Genomic DNA, 15,586 nt, shown 5'->3' on the forward strand with positions numbered 1-15,586 from the left:
GCCGCCCCGACCGCGCTCTACCAGCTGGAGTCGACGACCCCGGGGCCGGGTTTCGCGGGGCGGTCGTGGTCGATCTCCTCCACATCGCTGAACGTCATCTCGGGCTCGTCCGCCTCGGTGCGTTCCGGCGCGCCGGGCGGCGCGGTGGAAACCGGTGGCTCCGTGGGGATCTCGCTCTCGAAGTCGGGCATGCCCTCGATGACCTCGGACAGTTTGGGCAGGCGGGCGCGGCGCTCGGCGAGCGGCGCGGCCAGCTCGCGGCTCAGTCTGGCCACCTCCTCGGCGGCTTCCTGCGCGGTCCTGGTGACGGTCGCGGCGATCTCGCCGTAGCTGAGTTCGCTGATGCCGGCGGAGAATTTGGTCTCGATGACCACGCCGTTGGCGTTGACGGTGACGGTGACCCGCTTGTCGCGCGAGGTGGCGCTGGCGGTGAGCTTCACCCGCTGCCGCTGCGCCTGGGCGATCGCGCGCATCTGGTGCTGGAAGGCATCGATGACCGATGCCATGTCACGCTCGTCGTACTCGCTAGCCATGCAGCCCTTTCCACGACTCCGCCACCGCACGCGACCCGGGCCGCCCGCGGTGGCTCATCCGCGCGCCCCTCAGATGCGGAAGTTCTCGCTCGAGGCCCGCTCGTAGTTCTGGACCGCGTCGGCGGCACGGTACTGACCGTCCGACATCGATTTGAAGGAGCCTGCCATCTTCGTGGTGCCGGTGACGACCTTCTCCATCGAGGAGAGGAATCCGTCGGGACCGTCGGCGAACTTGCTGCCGAACTTGTCCGGCCCCCAGGCCGCGGGCCCGACCGACACCGCCGTGTTGGCCGCGTTGACGAGCCCGCGCATCGTCTCGTCGACCTTGCCGGTGTCCAGCCCCGCGGTGCGCAACTTCTCCTCGTAGCTCTCGAATCTCTCAGCCATGCGCGAACCTCGTGTCCTTCCAGCAGAACTCGAAACGATGATCGCATAACGGGGGCATTACCGGCAGGTGAACCGTCGTGAAAAGAATGATGAGAAAGGCCGGTATGCCCGGATCAGGCGTTCACCGAGCCGTGCCTGCGCCGGAAGCGCTCCTCGAATTCGGCGATGTAGCGCGAGGGGGCGACCGAGGACGAGGACTGTTCGAGCACGCCGTCGTCGGCGACGTAGAAGATGGCGCGACCGATCGCGATCTCGCCGGGTTCGGTCGGCACGTACACCATCCAGCCCACGCTGATCCGTTCCGCGCGTAGCTGTTCCAGCGGGTAGCCGCTGGTGTCCAGCTCCGCGTCGGCGGCGAAGCGCCGCACGTACTCGATCGCGTCGTCCTCCGGCATCGGCTCGGGCAGCGTCATCGTGACACCCGCCATGGTGAGCTGGTAGAAGGCACTGTCGATGTCGTAGGTGCCGTCGTCGCCGAACACATCGGCCAGCGTCGCCCTGGTCGCCAGGCCGACCTCGGCGGCGGTGACCAGATCGGCCACCGCGCCCCGCCGCTGCGCGCGCACCTGATCCACGAGCAGGCCGCAGACCACATCGATCACGGTCTCCTCGGTCCACACCCCGGGCACCGCGTCGCTGAGCTGGTCGGCGGTCGGCGACTCGCCCCGATACCATTTGCCGCCCTCCCACCAGTAGCAGAACGACAGCAACCCGTTGGCGGCGCGGGGATTCAGCACCGGGTTGGCGACCCATTCCGGCGCGCCCGCGTAGATGCCAGGCATCGGCTCGCCGCCGTTGTACACGGCGTCCAGTTCCGGGGCGTTCCAGACGCCGCCCGACAGGACGGCCCGCCCGCCCGGCAGCACGTACAGCGTGGAGCCGCCGCGCTTGGCGCCCTCGAACCAGCCGAGCGACGGCAGCACCCTTGGGCCCCACTGTGATCCGGCCGCGACGAAGGCCGCCGCCAGCACCGCCCAGCGCGCCCACATGACCGGCATCGCGGGGAAGTCGTCCCAGGACGGCTCCGCCTTGACGCCCTCGGCGCGGTCCGCGCGCGCCTGCGCCGCCGCCTGCTGCGCCGTGCGCGACTGCCTGCCGTCGTTGCCGATGTAGGCGGCCAGCCACACCGGCAGCGAATCCCGCGGGTACACCTCGAGATCCGCGCGATAGACCTCCGGCGGGAAGAGCTGGTCGTCCGGGAAGGGCTCGTCACCGTAGTCGTAGTCGACCTCGAGCGACCCCTCTTTCGTGAGGGTGATCAGCAGTCGCCACCACGGGCCGTCGCTGAGCCGCGCCGACAGGTCCCGCTGTTCCCGGACCAGCGCGAGTACCTGGTCGCCCGGCTGCGCGCGCACGGAACGATCCTGCTCGTCGAAGAAGATCACCTCGGCGACCTGCGCGGGCGCGGTGCACACGAACACGGCCTGGACACGATGCCAGCCCGCCGGACCGAGCGCGGCCAGCTCCCTGGCGATGCGATGGTTGATCTGTTTGGCCTGCTCGGCCGGATCGTCCTCGCCCTCACCCGGTTCCACCAGCGTGAATTCGACGTCGGGGTCGTCGTTCTCGTCGGCGAAGCCGCGCAGGAACTCCCGCATGAACTGCTCGTCGGCCGCCGCCTCCGGCAGCTGCTCGTCCACCTCGCCCGGTGCGGGATCACCGTCGGGCACGCGGGCCTGGTCGTCTGGGTTGGTCACGTCGCCGCAATCTCCTCATCTGCGCACCGTGCCGCATCCCGGCGGCGCGGCACGATGCCTGGCCTGATGGTGTTCACCATCCTGACACAGCGACGCGGCGCGCGGCCGGGGATGACGGGCGGCGAGGTGAGCCTAGCCCTCCGCGCGCCGGTTGTGTTCCTCGATCATGCGCTCCAGCTCGGCCCGGCGGGCGGCGGCGTTGGAGCCGTCGAGCTGTCCGGCGAACGCGGCCCGCGCCGCGCGCACCAGCTCTTCCGGCACCGCGGGGTAGGCCCGCGCGATCTCGATCAGGGCGGCGTCGGTCTCCACGTCCAGGCCCGTCTCCGAACGCAGGCCGCCGCCGGTGGTCACCGAAGCCAGCTCGGCCTCGAAGTTGCTACGCAGTTCGTCCTCGGTGGGGTATCGGTTGCGCACCATCGGTCCTCCCGTCGTTCGTCCATCTCGTCCGCGTCGCCCGGTTCACTCCGACGCCAGGGTATCGCCGCCGCGCCGATGTCACCGGCCGTGCGCGGGCTCGTCGAACAGGCGAAGGAAATCCGGGGACGCGGCGGCGTGCTCCGGTTCACCGCGCGGCGCGACGCGCGCGAGATCCGCTCCGCCCTCGCCCGCGGGGAGCGGAACCGGCCACGGCGTGCCGGTATGGTCGTGCATCTCGAAACCGTGCGCGAGAACGAGACCTTGCTCGAGCAGCCACCGCAGGGCCGCCACGTTGTCCGCCATCTCCGGCCGGTAGTGCCCGCTGCGGTTGTCCAGGAACAGGACTCGTCCCGCGTGCACGTGGATCATCCCGGCCGCCGCCACATTCGCGCCGCCGAGGAACGACGAGTGCGCCATGCGCCGGTGCACGGCGCTGCGGTCGGCGTAGAGGTTGCCGTAGCCGTCCATCACGAACTCGGTGCGGTTGCCCGCGTCCGGTCTGGGTGAGGAGAACGGCGTGCCGTCGACGGCGCGGTACAACCTGCCGTCCGGGCCCAGGAAGACGCGCGCGGCCTCGCGCTCCTCGGGCGTCAGGTAGTGCACGCGCAGGTACAGGGGCCGGTCCGCGGCGTCCTCGCCCCGGTAGGTCTCGCCCAGCTCCGTGTCCGCGGGCGGCCCGGGGTCCGTCCGCGCCGCCGGAATCCGGTCGAGCGGCACGTCGCGGGGCACGGGCCGCCAGAAGCCGGAGTGATCCTGCCAGTAAGTGATCGGCGTGCCCGCCCACGGACCCGATTCGACGGTGCCGTGCCAGAGGTCGGGAGGTTCGATCTCCCGGACGACGACCTCCTCCGACGAAGTCAGGGTGCCGCCGAGGATGCCGATGGCGACGTCCGGATCCGACAGGGCCGCCGCGAGTTCCGGGTGGCTGTCGAGCGCCGCGGTGAACGCGTCGTCGATATCGGGCCCGAGCCATTCCGTGACGATCACCCGCGGCGACGGCCCCTCGACGATCCCCACTCCCGGCGCGAGCACTCGCCCGCCTGCCTCGGTGATGAGGGCGTTCGCGCGGGCGGTCAGCACCGGCCGGAATTCGTGCAGCGCGAGGTCTTCCCAGTCGGCGATCATCGGACGGGGCGCGGGATGGCGGATCGGCCCCGGCGGACTCCCGCCCTCCCTGGCGGTGGCGGCAGGTTCCGATGGGATGCCTTGGGCCTGGGGTCTTTCCGGATCGATCGAGGCCCGATCGCCACTCGGCGCGCCCGCTCGCGCCGGGTGATTGTCCGCGGACCGGTCCGGCGTGGCGTTCGCGGCGTGTTCGAGCAGTAGGCGGTACAACTCTGCGGCACCGGCGCCGGCGGCCGCGCCGCGGTGCCGGACCGCCGCGAACGCCTCCGCCACCGCTTCGCCCGGCAGCAGATCACCGCGCGCGGTGAAGGCGTAGTCGCCGAACTGCGTGCGCAGCCATCGCTCATAGCCGGCCAGGTCGCCGCGACCGGTCCCGGCCAGGTACCGGCGCAGCAGGGCGGCCCCGGCTTGCGCGCGAGTCCGGTTGCCGCCCAGGTGATCCAGCGCGTGCCCCAGCTCGTGCACGATGTTCGCGTACACCGGCCGATCGCGCGGACCGATCCGGCGGCCGGAATCGAGTTCCCCGGCCCAGCGCCGGGCGAACAGCGCGGGGTCGGTGGCGAATTCACGGTTGAGCGTGATCCGCTCGGTGCGCAGCCCGCCCTCGGCCGGCACGAAACGGGTCTCGGCGAAGTCGCCTTCCCGCAGCGGGGCGATGTGGATTTCACCGGGGCGCAAGGCGGGATGGTCCCGCAGGACGGCATCGATCGCGCGCGCGTACTCCCGCGCGGTGAGCGCGTCCACACCGGGATGATCGAAACCCCGCACCACGAGCCCGTGCCGGATCGCGAGGGCCTCGCCCACCTCGGCGGCCGTCCGGAACCGCGCCCAGTTCCCGATGTCGGAGTCGCTGCCCGCGAACGGATCTCGGGGTTCGACGCCGGGCGACCGGTCGCCGGAGTGCGCGCGGGACTCGTCGGACCCGCGCCGCGGCCGCTCCCCCGCCTCGGCCTCGCGCGCGACGGCGTCCACCTCGCCGAGCAGCAGGCGGTTGAGCACCCGCTGCCCCTCGGTCGCGCGCCGCCCGAGGTGGCGGACCGCGGCGAACGCCTCGGCCACCGCCTCGCCCGCCGCGAATCGACCGTCGGCGTGAAAGTTGTAGTCCCCGAATTGGGTTCGCAACCAGGCGGAGAACGCGTCGGCGTCGACCAGGTCCCGCGTCGACGCGTAGTGCCGGAGCAGTTCCGCCTCCGCGCGGCGCCGGACCCGGTTGGCGGTCAGGTAGTCGAGCGCGTGGCCGAACTCGTGCACGGCGTTGGCGTACACCGGCCGTTCGGCCGGACCGACCCGGCTGCCCGACGCCACCTCGCGCGACCACAGCGCGCGAAAGCGGTCCGGCTCGGCGGCGTACCGCTCGTTCACGGTGATGCCGATGTTGCCGAACACGCCGTCGCGCACCTCGTAATCCGCTTCCGCGTACAGGCTCTCGTCGAGATCCACGATGCGGATCTCCCGCAGCGGCACCTGCGGAAAGGCGCTGAGCAACTCGTCGATCGCGCGCGCGTACTCGAGCGCCGTCTCGGTGGTGACGCCGGGTGCGTCGAAGCCGAGCACGGCCAGGCCGCGCCCCTCGTACCGGCGCGCCAACGCGGCACCCACGTGCGCGGACGTCGGGTGGTCGGCCGGATCCCAAGTGGACACCGGCCCCGGCGGCGCGGGCTCGGCGACACCGGCACGCCCGGCGGGCGACGCGTTCTCGGCCGCCTCGGCCTGCGCCACCAGCAGATCGTGTAACGCCCACTGCGCCTCGGTGGCCCGCGCGCCGGAGTGGCGCACCGCGGCGAACGCCTCCGCGAGAGCTTCGACCGGGTCGAGGGTGCCGTCGTCGTAGAAGCTGTAGGCGGTGAGCTGGCGGGCCGCCCACGCCAGGAATTCCGCGAGGTCGTCGCTGCGGTGGCTCACCCGGAAGCGGTGGAACAGCTCGTAGAAGTACTCGTCGCGCGCGCCGTACTGCCCGGCGGAATCCAAGGCGTGCCCGAGCTCGTGGGTGATCACCCCGTACACCGGCCGGTCCGCCGGACCCGCCATGTGCCCGGCCGCGATCGCGTCCGCCCACATCGAGGCGAACAGTCGCGGCCGCGTCGCGTAGTGGACGTTGAGGACGATCGCCTCGGTGTGCCACCGGCCGTCCTCGGTGCTGCGGTAGGCACGGGCGGGCTGAATCTCCAGCTCGGTGGTGGGCGGCGGGTCCTGTTCGATCGCACCGATGCGCACCTCGCGCAGGTCGATCCAGCGATACGCGCTGAGCCCGTCGTGCACCGCGCGAGCGAATTCGCGGGCCGTCTCGACATCGACACCGGGGGTGTCGAAACCCGTCACGGTGAGTTCGTGTTCGGCTGCCAGCGCGGCGCCCACTTCGGCCGCGGTCCGATACCCGGAGAGGTCCCATGCGGCGGGGCCCGTCGACGGCGGCCCGCCCGCGCGCGACGCGTCGCGTCCCGGTTCCTCGGGCGGCTCGAGGTATCGGACGGCGCGCGCGCCGGTGAGCGTGCCCTGGATCAGCACCTGCTGGTACTGCATCATCAGGTCGTAGTCGAGGAACGGTTTGAACGCCCACGACGCGCCTTCCGGTGGCGCGCCCGTTCGCCACTCCAGCACGATTCCGTCGCCCCTGGCGAATCCCTCCGCCATGCCGCGCACCCGCGACCACGAGGTCAGGTCGCTGACGTCGTGCGCGCCGAGCACGTGTTCCTCCGCAGACACCGGTGTGGTGCCACGCGGTATCGCCCGGCCTTCCCGCGCCGCCGCGTAGGCGGGGTTGGGCGAACCGTCGGACAGCAGGCGCGGGACACCCCGGTACAGCGGCTCACCGCCTTCGGGCAGGTTCCCCTCGTACACCACGGTGCCGTCGGCCTCGGGCACCGGTTCGACCGGAAGCTCGTCGGCCAGCAGCTCGCGCAGCGTGCGCACCGTATGTCCTTGCAAGCTCTGGACTTCGGCCCGCGTCCGGCCGGAGTCTCGCGCGATACCGTCGGTCGTGGCGCCCTGCAGGAAGCGCAGCCGGGCGAACCCGCGTTGTTCCGGGGTCAGCAGATCGATGGCGCGCGACAACGCGGCGGGGTTCGTCCGCCGCATCGACTCGATCCACTCGATCCGGTGTCGGCCCTCCTTGCCGAAGTCGGCGGGCGCGAGCTCCGGATCGGGCCTGGCCAGTTCCTCGGCGAGCAGATCCGGCAGCCGTCGCAGCGCGCGGCGCTGCACGGCGCTCACCGCGTCGAGGCTGCGGCCGAGTTCGGCGGCCACCTCCGCGAGCGTCTTGCGTTGCGCGAAACGAAGATCCAGCACTCGGCCGTCGATATCGGGCAGCCGGTCGATCGCCCGCCGGGCGGCCGCGGGCCGGTCGGCCAGCGCCTCGCGCAGCAGGGCGGACAGTTCACCGCGCGGCGGCCCGGGCGCGTCGTCCGGGACCCGTGGCGGTCCCAGTTCGGGGGTGAGCAATTCGACGAGCCGGTCGGCGGTGCGATCCCGCAGCTGTTTGAGTCCGCCCTGGGTCCGTCCCATGGCGGAGGCGACCGCGATCATCTTCTTGCCCTGCGCGAACCGCAGATCGGCGAAGGTCCGTTCCGGTTCGGGCAGGCGCGCGATCGCCGCCCGCAACGCGGCCGGATGGTCGCGGCGCGCGGTGCGGAGGAATGCGGTCACGGCCGCCGGACTCGGCCGCTCGGTACCCGCCAGGACGTCCGCCAGGCGGCGTACGGCCGTGCGGAACAAGGCGTTGACGGAATCCTCACTCCGCTTCAACGCCGCCGCGGCCTGCGCGATCGTCTGTTCCCGCACCACCCGGGACCGGATCACCCTGGCCTGTTCGGCAGGCAGCTCACGCAGGGCGGCGCGGAACGCGGCGGGATCGTCGCGCTGGGTGCGGCGCACCAGGTTCAGTGCGTCACCGCCCTGCCCGCCCGGCGTTTCACCACCCGCGAGCAGCGCGACCAGGGCGCGGGCGGCGCGGTCCTGGAGTTTGCGCACCGAGTATTCGGTGCGGTCCAGCGCTTCCGCCGTGCGCGCGGCCGTCCACTCGGACAGGAACCGGTGCTCGGCGACCTCGCGTTGCGCGCGCGGCAGCCGCGCGATCGCGGCGCGCAGGGCGTCGGGCTCCTCGCGCCGCGCGCGGCGCACCACCTCGGACGCGCTCTCGCCCGGCGTCGCGGGGGCGGGTTCCGCGCCCGGCGTACGCACCGATTCGGTGTCTCCCGGTGCGCTCGGCGCCGCATCGGAATCGAGCAGTTCCAGCAGTTTGCGCGCCGACCGGCGTTGTAGCGCGCCGGTGGCGCCTTCGGTGCGGCCGAGTTCGGTAGCCACCCGATCGAGCGGGAGTTCTTGCAGCACCGACAGTTCCAGAACGCGACGCTGATCCTCCCGGAGCAGCGCCAGCGTTCGCCGCACTTCGCCGGGTCGCTCACGCCAGGCCGCGCCGAGCTCCTCCAACGGACGCCTCGGCGCCTGCCCCGGCGCGGGTGCCTGCTCCGGGTCTCCGGTCAGCAGGTCGGCCACCCGCAGCGCGGCCGAGCGCTGGAGCCCCTTGATCGCGGCGACGGTGCGACCCAGCTCGGCGGCCGCGGCCTCGAGGTCCAGATCGTCCAAGCGCGCCCGCAGCGCGGCGCGCTGGGCGTCGGTGAGCCGGTCCATCGCGGACCGCAGGCCGTCCGGATCCGACTCCCGCGCCGCCGTCACCACCTCCCATGCCTCGCGCGCGGTCATGGTCCGACCGGCGGAGAGCAGCGCGGAGAGCTTGCGCGTGGCACGGGATTTGAGGGCCTTGAACGCGGCCGGGCTGCTGCCGAGCTGTTCGGCCACCGCCGCAGGCGCCAGGCCGCGCAGGTAGATCAGGTCGACGAACGCGCGTTCACTCGGGCTGAGCTGATCCAGCAGAGCCCTGATCCGGCCGGGGTCGGTGCGCGCGACGTTCTCGACGTCCAGCGCCGCGCCGCCGATCCCGGAGGCGCCCGACGGTTCCGCCGCGCCCGACAGCGCCTGCGCCAGCGTGCGGAACGCGCGCGATTTCACGGTGTTCACCTGCGCGGCGCTGCGGTTCATCGCCGCCGGGATCTCGGCGTGCGGCATGTTCCGGATCAGCCGCAGCTCCGCGTACTCCCGTGCCGCCCTGGGCAATTGCCCGATCGCCCGGCGGACGCGGTCCGGATCGGCGCGCAGCGCTTCGGCGACCGCCGCTTCGTTCGGCGTCAGATCCGTCCCGTGGCGGGCGACGAGGAATCGCGACACCTCCCGGACGGCGCCGCGCTGCAACGCCTGCGCCAAGGTGGCCGACCGGCGCAGCTCGGTGGCCACCTGCTCGGGCGCGCGGCCCTCCCAGAACCGCAGCACCAGCGCGCGACGCTGGTCCGCCGACAGCGACGACAGCGCCTCCCGGAGCTCGGCCCGCGTGGCGTTCGTCAGCGCCCGCCCCTCGGGGCCGGTGGGAGACACGCGCTCGACCGCGACCAACGCGTCCAGCAGTCCCCGGCGCAGTCGCTCGAACCGCGCGTGCTGGGTCGCCACTTGACCGGCGATGGCCGCCAACCGGTCGGCCACCGGACGGTCGCCGCCGGCCAGCGCACCGATATCCCTGCGGACACGGGCGAAGACGTCGTCCACCACGCTCCGCGCCGCCGCCGGATCGGTGATCTGCGCGCGCACCGCGGCCAGCAGCGGGGGCTCGTGGCGGGCGCGCAGACGATCGAAGGCTTCGGCATCGCCACGCCGCGCGGCCCGCACCAAGTCCGCGTCGGCCGGTTCGCCCGCACCCGGCGCGGCCGCACCGATCCGCGCCACCGGACGGTCGCCCTCGGGCGCGCGGTCCGTTTCCGCGGGGTGTTCCGGCACGCCGTCGGCGCCGTAGACGATGCCGTACACGCCCGCGACGCGCGGCGGCATCTCACCCCAGACGTAGACGAATTCCCGTACCCCGTTCAGTTCCTCGTGGACGATCACCGCGCCGCTCGCGGCCCGGAACATGACGAACGCGTGCGCGCCGACCACGTCGGGCCGGTTCACACCGAGAAATTCCACGACACCGATCACCACACCGCCGGAGTCGCGCACCGTGTTCGCCATCTCGTCCAGCGACCGGAATCCACCGGGGCGCCAGCCGCCGCCCGCCGCCGCGGCCAGTTCGTCCGCGCTCACGCCGTGCAGCCCGATGTCCCGCGCGCCCTCGACCCGCGGCGCGATCGCCTCGATGCCGAGTTCGGTGCGCGCGAAACGCAGTGCCTCGGGCGCGCAGATCTTCGGAACCCCGCCCTCCAGATGCGATGTCGCGCCTTGGGCCGGATAGCGGTACGGCGCGGTGCCGTCGCCGCGCGCCGCGCGCAGGGCCCGCTCGGCCGCCGCCTCGGCGTGCACGACGAGCAACCGGTGCAGGACCCGCGCGGGCTCGCTCGCCCGCGCCCCGAGCACCTCGACATCGGCGAACGCCTCGGCGACCGCCTCGTGCGCGACGAACGCGCCGCCCCCGCCCTTGAAGCTGTATCCGGCGAGTCCGCGCAACCAGGCGTCGAATCCCGCGCGCTCGCCCGGGTGCGTGGCGCGGTAGTGCTCGGTCAGCACCGCCATCGCGCGTTCTCTCGCCAGGCCGCCGCCCGCGTAGTCCAGCGCGTGTCCGAGTTCGTGCACGATCCGGCCGTAGACGGGCCGGTCGGCGTGGCCGGGCGCCATCCGGCCCGAGGCCACCGCGCCCGCGAGCAGGTCGGCGAGCACCGCGGGGTCGGCCGCGTACGGCGTGTTGAGTCCGAGCCACAGCACCCGCCCGGTGGGGTCCGCACGCAGTTCGGCGATGGTGGAGCGGTTGTCCAGATCCGCTATCCGGATGCGCGGCAACGAGATCTGGCCGAATCGGGTGAGCATGTCGTGGACGGCCGCACCGAACTCCCTGGCTACCACCGGATGTACGCCGGGGGCGTCGAAGCCCTCGACCTCCAGTCCGTGCTCGGCGCGCAGCCACTGCGCCACCTGGGCCGGACTGCCCGCCTCGAGCACATGCGGCGCCGGCGCGGGTCCGCCCGTCGATCGCGCGCCCGCGTCGATCGGACCCGGTGCGGGAACGGCGGACTCCGCCGCGCGCGCCGGCTCCGCGCCGGGCCGGACAGCACCGGCAGGCGAATCATCGTGCCGCCCGGTCGGTCCCAGTGTCCGGTCGAGGAAATCGGTGCGGTCGCCGAAGTCGTGCATCTCGCCGACTTCGATGGCCCGCCCGGGGAAGCGGTCGAGCAGCGCCGCGTCGATCATCCGGCGGACGGTGCCGAACCCGGGGTGATCCACGCGCGGTGCGTCGAAAATCAAGGTGGCCTGGATATTTCCACTGTCGAAGATTCGGTACTGGATACGGGTCCGCACGGTGTGGCCACCCACGGTGATGTCGATCAGTTCGGGACCGCGCACCGCCTCGCGCAGCGAATTGTGGTCCGGCCCCCTGGTTTCCACGGAGTCCAGCACCAGCGACAGCCGGTCGCCGCCCGGTCCGGCGCCGGTGTGCGCCCCGATCACCAATCCGGTCACCGAACCGCGAATCGCGCCGGGCAGGCCCGCGATCCCGCGCGGTCGCAGCGAACCGCTCACCTCGGCGGGCGGGGCTGGGACCGGGCCGGTGAGTTCGAACCAGGTGGACTTGCCCTCGGGAAGTTCGGTCACGCCCGCGTCGTCGGTCAGGTCGGCGACCATGCCCATGCCGCGGCCGCGCTCGCCGAGGCCCTGGATCAGCGCCTCCAGTTCATCCGGGTCGAGCGCGTCCACGAGGTCGTCGGGCAGCTCGTCGAATCCGACGGGCGCCACCGCGACCGGGCTGTTGTCGATCACCTCCACGCGGGCGACCCCGGACCCGTCCCGCTCGCCGAGGGTGACCACCACCCGGACCGCGCCCGAGCTGTGCCGCAGCGAGTTGGCCACCAGCTCCGACACGGCCACGCGGGCGTCCGCCAGCGTGCCTTCGTCGCGCCATCCGTGGGCGCGGAGCTGCTCGACCACCCAGTCGCGCGCGGTGCTCGCCTCCCGGACACGCTCGCCCTCGACCGGGACCTCTCCCGGTCTGCCCGCGGCGCCGACCGTCAGTTCGGTGCGGTGGACGGGCTCGAACGGGCGCTGCCCCACCCGGGTGAACGAGTGCTCGACACCGGCGCGCCCCGTGGGCGCCTCTCCCGGCGCCAGCGGATCGACGGGCCGCCCGTTCTCGCCGAACACGATGCCGTACACGCCCGCGACATCGGCGTGCGAACGCCCCCACACGTGCCGGTACTCGAGCGCGTGCGTACCGTTCCACTCGCGCACCATCACCACGTCGGGCCGGTCGGGCTTGCGGAAGAAGGTGAGCTGGTGCGCGCCGACCTTCCGGTGCTGGAAGCCCTGGTACTCGACCAGCGCCAGCACGACGCCGCCGTTGTCCCGGACCGTCGCGGCGGCCGCGTCGAGGGAGGCGAATCCACCGCGATGCCAGTCGCCGCCCGCCGCCCGCGCCAGGTCCTCCGGCGCGAAGCCGACGGCCTTGATCGCCTCGCCGTCGCCGCGCAGGGGCAGCACACCCTCGAGGCCGAGAACCTCTCGGCCGAACCACAATCCGTAGACGGCGCAGTTCTTCGGACCGCCCTCGGCCGGCCGGGTCACCGCCGCGCCGGGTTCCGGGCCGCGGTGTTCGACCGGCGCCCTGGCGAATTCGTCGGCCATGGGGCCGCGCGATTCGAGGTCACGCCCGCGGGCACCACCCGGCGCGTCCGTCTCGGGTTGCCGTGCCGGGACTTCCGCCGCGCCGCCGCGATTCCCGGGAGGTTCGGCGCGGACCGGATCGGCCCCGGGGCGGCCGTGCTCGGGAATTCCCGCAGCCCGGTCGGGGGCGGGTCGCTGAGACTGTTCGGCGACCACGTTCGGCGCGCCGTCCCGGCCGCCGCCCGGCCTGCCGCCGTCGCCCGCGGGCGCGCGAGGTCCGGCCGAGCGATCCGCCGGGGCGGGTTTGGCGCCCTCGGCGCCGGGCCTGCTGTCGGCGCCGGTCCGGGGACCGCGCTCACCCGCGGCTCCCGCACCGCGTTCGGCCGGAGTGGAACCGGGGCGCTCGCCCGCGGGGCGGGCGCCCGCTTCGCCCGCCTGTCGAACGCCGCCCTCGGCCGGAGCCGGGCGCGCGGTGCCGTCCGCACCGGTGGGCCGCGCGGGGACGTCCGCCGCGCCCGGTCGCGCGGTGGTCTCCGGTCGCGCCGCGGTGCCGTCGGCGGGGGTGGACCGGTTGGCCCACTCCTCTCGCAGTTCCTTGAGCGCGGCGACGTGTCGTTCGCTGAATTCGTTGCTGCGTCCCGGACCGTTCGCCTCCCCGTTGACCTCGTTGACGCGCTGCATGAACTCGTTCGCCTGCGCCCGATCCTGGCCCGGCGGAAACCGATCCGGGTGGGCCTGCCTGCTGAGGTCCCGGTAGAGGTCACGTCCTTCGGCACGCGACTGCGGAGTCACCACCTCCGGTGCGGGCGCCGCGGCGGAGGCGCGCGGCGCGGACATGCTGTCCGCGCCGAGATGGGTTGTGGTGGGGCCCGATCGCAATCCGCTGCGCAGGCCCTGCACCGCACCCAAACCGACACCGCCCGCGAGCAACTGCATGTGGAAGGTGGTGTCGACCTTGTTCCAGTCGAACGACCCGCTCGCCAGTTGCGCGCCGATCTGCCACCCGATTCCGGCGCCGTAGATGCCGAGCGCCCCCGCCGCGCCACCCGCCACGCCCTCCGCCAAGCCGCGCGACGCCGGGGACAGCGCCGTCCGCGCGAGACTCCTGCTCGCGGCGATGCCCACCGGAACGCCGACCAGCGCGCCCGCGCTCCACTCGACGGCCATCCGCGCGGTCTGGGCCAGATCGATGCCGCCGTCGCGGTTCCCGACCGCGACCTGATAGCTCTGGATACCGAGATCGAGGCCGCCACCCGCCGCGCCCAGTTTCAGCGCGCCGATCGCGACCTGCTTCCAGTACTGCTGCACCAGGTTTCGCAGGCCGACCTTCGCACCCTCGATCGCCAGCCGCGCCGCGCCTTGCCGCGCCGCGATGGCCAGTGCCTGCCGCCCCGCCGCGAGCGCGAGCGGCACCAGCGCCGACCCCCACGGCCAGGCGGCCAGCAGCTGGTAGACGGCGTAGACGGTGATGCCCGCGAAGATCGCCATCAGGATCTTCGTGTACTCGAGATCGGTGCCGCCGTTGCGGCTGTAGCGGCCCAATTCCGCCACGGCCTCGGCGAGTTCCTCGATCGAGTACTCTCCGGCGAACAGCGTCGCGAACTCCGCCGCCACCGCCTCGGCACCCTCGCCGCTGTAGAACTTCTGGGTGGCGTCGGTGACGTCCTTCAGATCCGGGATCAGGTCCTTCAGTTCCTCGGCGGCGGCCAGCCACGCGTCACCGAGTTCGAACAGCGCGGTCTCGTCGCCCTCGGGATAGGCCTGCCCGAAGTTGAGCGCGCTGAGGATCCACGGGGGTATCCACTCCCACATGGCGGTGACGCCCGACATCAGGACCTCACCGCCGCACCCACCCGCCCAGCTCCGGGCTCACCAGCTCGAATCGTGGACGTCCGCGCCTGCGCGGCGCTCCCGGCCGTGTTCCCACTGCTCGACGTCGTGGAACTCGGGCGACGGGTCGGCGGGCTCGTCCCGCTCCCGCGCGCCGGGCGGCGCGGTCGAGACCTCGGGCGCGACCGGCACCATGTCCTGGACGTCCGGCATGCCGGGAATGAACTCCGACAGTTTCGGCATCCGGGCGTGCTGCGGGCGCAGACCGTCCATCAGCTCGCGGGTCCGCCGCTGTACCTGAGCGGCGGCGTCCTGAGCGGCGGCCGTGACGGCCGCGGCGATCTCGTCGTAGCTCAGCTCGTCGATCCCGGCGCCGAAACGGGTTTCGATCACCACGCCGTTGGCGTTGACTGTCACGCGCACCCGGCGCCCGCCCGCGTGGGCCGTCGCGGTGAGCCGCGCCTGTTCGCGCTGGGCGCGCACGATCGAGGCCAGCCCCGACTGCACCGAGTCCATCAGATCCGCCAGCTGTGCCCTGGCCATGTCGTCGACCACTGTTGCGACCCTCCCGGCCCCGTTGTCAGAAGTTCTCCCCGCTGCCCCGGTCCGTGTTCTGCAACAGGTCCGCGGCATCGCGCAGCGCGGTCGAATACGATGTCAGCAGCGCGGGTTTGGATTCGATGACGCCCTCCAGGTTCGCGGCCGAGGCGATGTATCCCTTGTCACCGGCGAAGTTCCGGCCGTATTCGTCCGAACCCCATTTGCCCTCGTGGGGGTTGGTGGCACCGCGCAAACCGGCCAGGATCGACCGGAAACGCCCCGCCATCTCGTCGAGATCCCCTGCGACACCGCGCAGCTCGGTTTCCAGTCGCACTTCCTCCGCCATGCCGACCTCCCGGGTTGCCAACGTTCGACCGTGGTGCCAACAGTGTCGGTCCGGCGTGTTAACCCGGGATGACAACGAGCGAA

The 15,586-nt window shown here is 72.8% G+C and carries 7 protein-coding genes; all 7 read right to left on the reverse strand.

Going from position 1 to position 15,586, the window contains the following annotated elements:
- Positions 1 to 17: 17 nt before the first annotated feature.
- A complete protein-coding gene (locus OHB21_RS03275) occupies positions 18 to 506 on the reverse strand; it encodes a YbaB/EbfC family nucleoid-associated protein (protein ID WP_195125529.1) in 489 nt (162 codons plus the stop codon).
- 96 nt (positions 507 to 602) lie between these two features.
- Positions 603 to 920: a hypothetical protein gene (locus OHB21_RS03280; protein WP_195125530.1), complete on the reverse strand. Its 318-nt coding sequence runs from the start codon at positions 918 to 920 to the stop codon at positions 603 to 605.
- A gap of 113 nt (positions 921 to 1,033) precedes the next feature.
- Complete coding sequence (locus OHB21_RS03285) at positions 1,034 to 2,617, reverse strand: hypothetical protein (protein WP_324192016.1); 1,584 nt, start codon at positions 2,615 to 2,617, stop codon at positions 1,034 to 1,036.
- 132 nt (positions 2,618 to 2,749) lie between these two features.
- Positions 2,750 to 3,034: a hypothetical protein gene (locus OHB21_RS03290; protein ID WP_195125531.1), complete on the reverse strand. Its 285-nt coding sequence runs from the start codon at positions 3,032 to 3,034 to the stop codon at positions 2,750 to 2,752.
- 78 nt (positions 3,035 to 3,112) lie between these two features.
- Positions 3,113 to 14,617, reverse strand: coding sequence for a sigma factor-like helix-turn-helix DNA-binding protein (locus OHB21_RS03295; protein WP_195126435.1), 11,505 nt, complete (start codon positions 14,615 to 14,617; stop codon positions 3,113 to 3,115).
- Positions 14,618 to 14,656: 39 nt separating this feature from the next.
- Positions 14,657 to 15,172 carry a YbaB/EbfC family nucleoid-associated protein gene (locus tag OHB21_RS03300; protein WP_195142124.1) on the reverse strand — a complete coding sequence of 172 codons (516 nt, stop codon included), beginning with the start codon at positions 15,170 to 15,172 and terminating at the stop codon, positions 14,657 to 14,659.
- A 25-nt stretch (positions 15,173 to 15,197) separates the two neighbouring features.
- Positions 15,198 to 15,524: a WXG100 family type VII secretion target gene (locus tag OHB21_RS03305; RefSeq protein ID WP_195125381.1), complete on the reverse strand. Its 327-nt coding sequence runs from the start codon at positions 15,522 to 15,524 to the stop codon at positions 15,198 to 15,200.
- Between the last annotated feature and the right edge of the window lie 62 nt (positions 15,525 to 15,586).

This window comes from Nocardia puris, from assembly GCF_036051655.1.
Lineage (GTDB): Bacteria > Actinomycetota > Actinomycetes > Mycobacteriales > Mycobacteriaceae > Nocardia > Nocardia puris.

What these genes read in the sequence shown, in the direction of transcription:
- OHB21_RS03275 (WP_195125529.1), bottom strand. Translation starts at nt 506, where the DNA reads ATGGCATCGGTCATCGATGCCTTCCAGCACCAGATGCGCGCGATCGCC.
- OHB21_RS03280 (WP_195125530.1), bottom strand. Translation starts at nt 920, where the DNA reads ATGGCTGAGAGATTCGAGAGCTACGAGGAGAAGTTGCGCACCGCGGGG.
- OHB21_RS03290 (WP_195125531.1), bottom strand. Translation starts at nt 3,034, where the DNA reads ATGGTGCGCAACCGATACCCCACCGAGGACGAACTGCGTAGCAACTTC.
- OHB21_RS03295 (WP_195126435.1), bottom strand. Translation starts at nt 14,617, where the DNA reads ATGTCGGGCGTCACCGCCATGTGGGAGTGGATACCCCCGTGGATCCTC.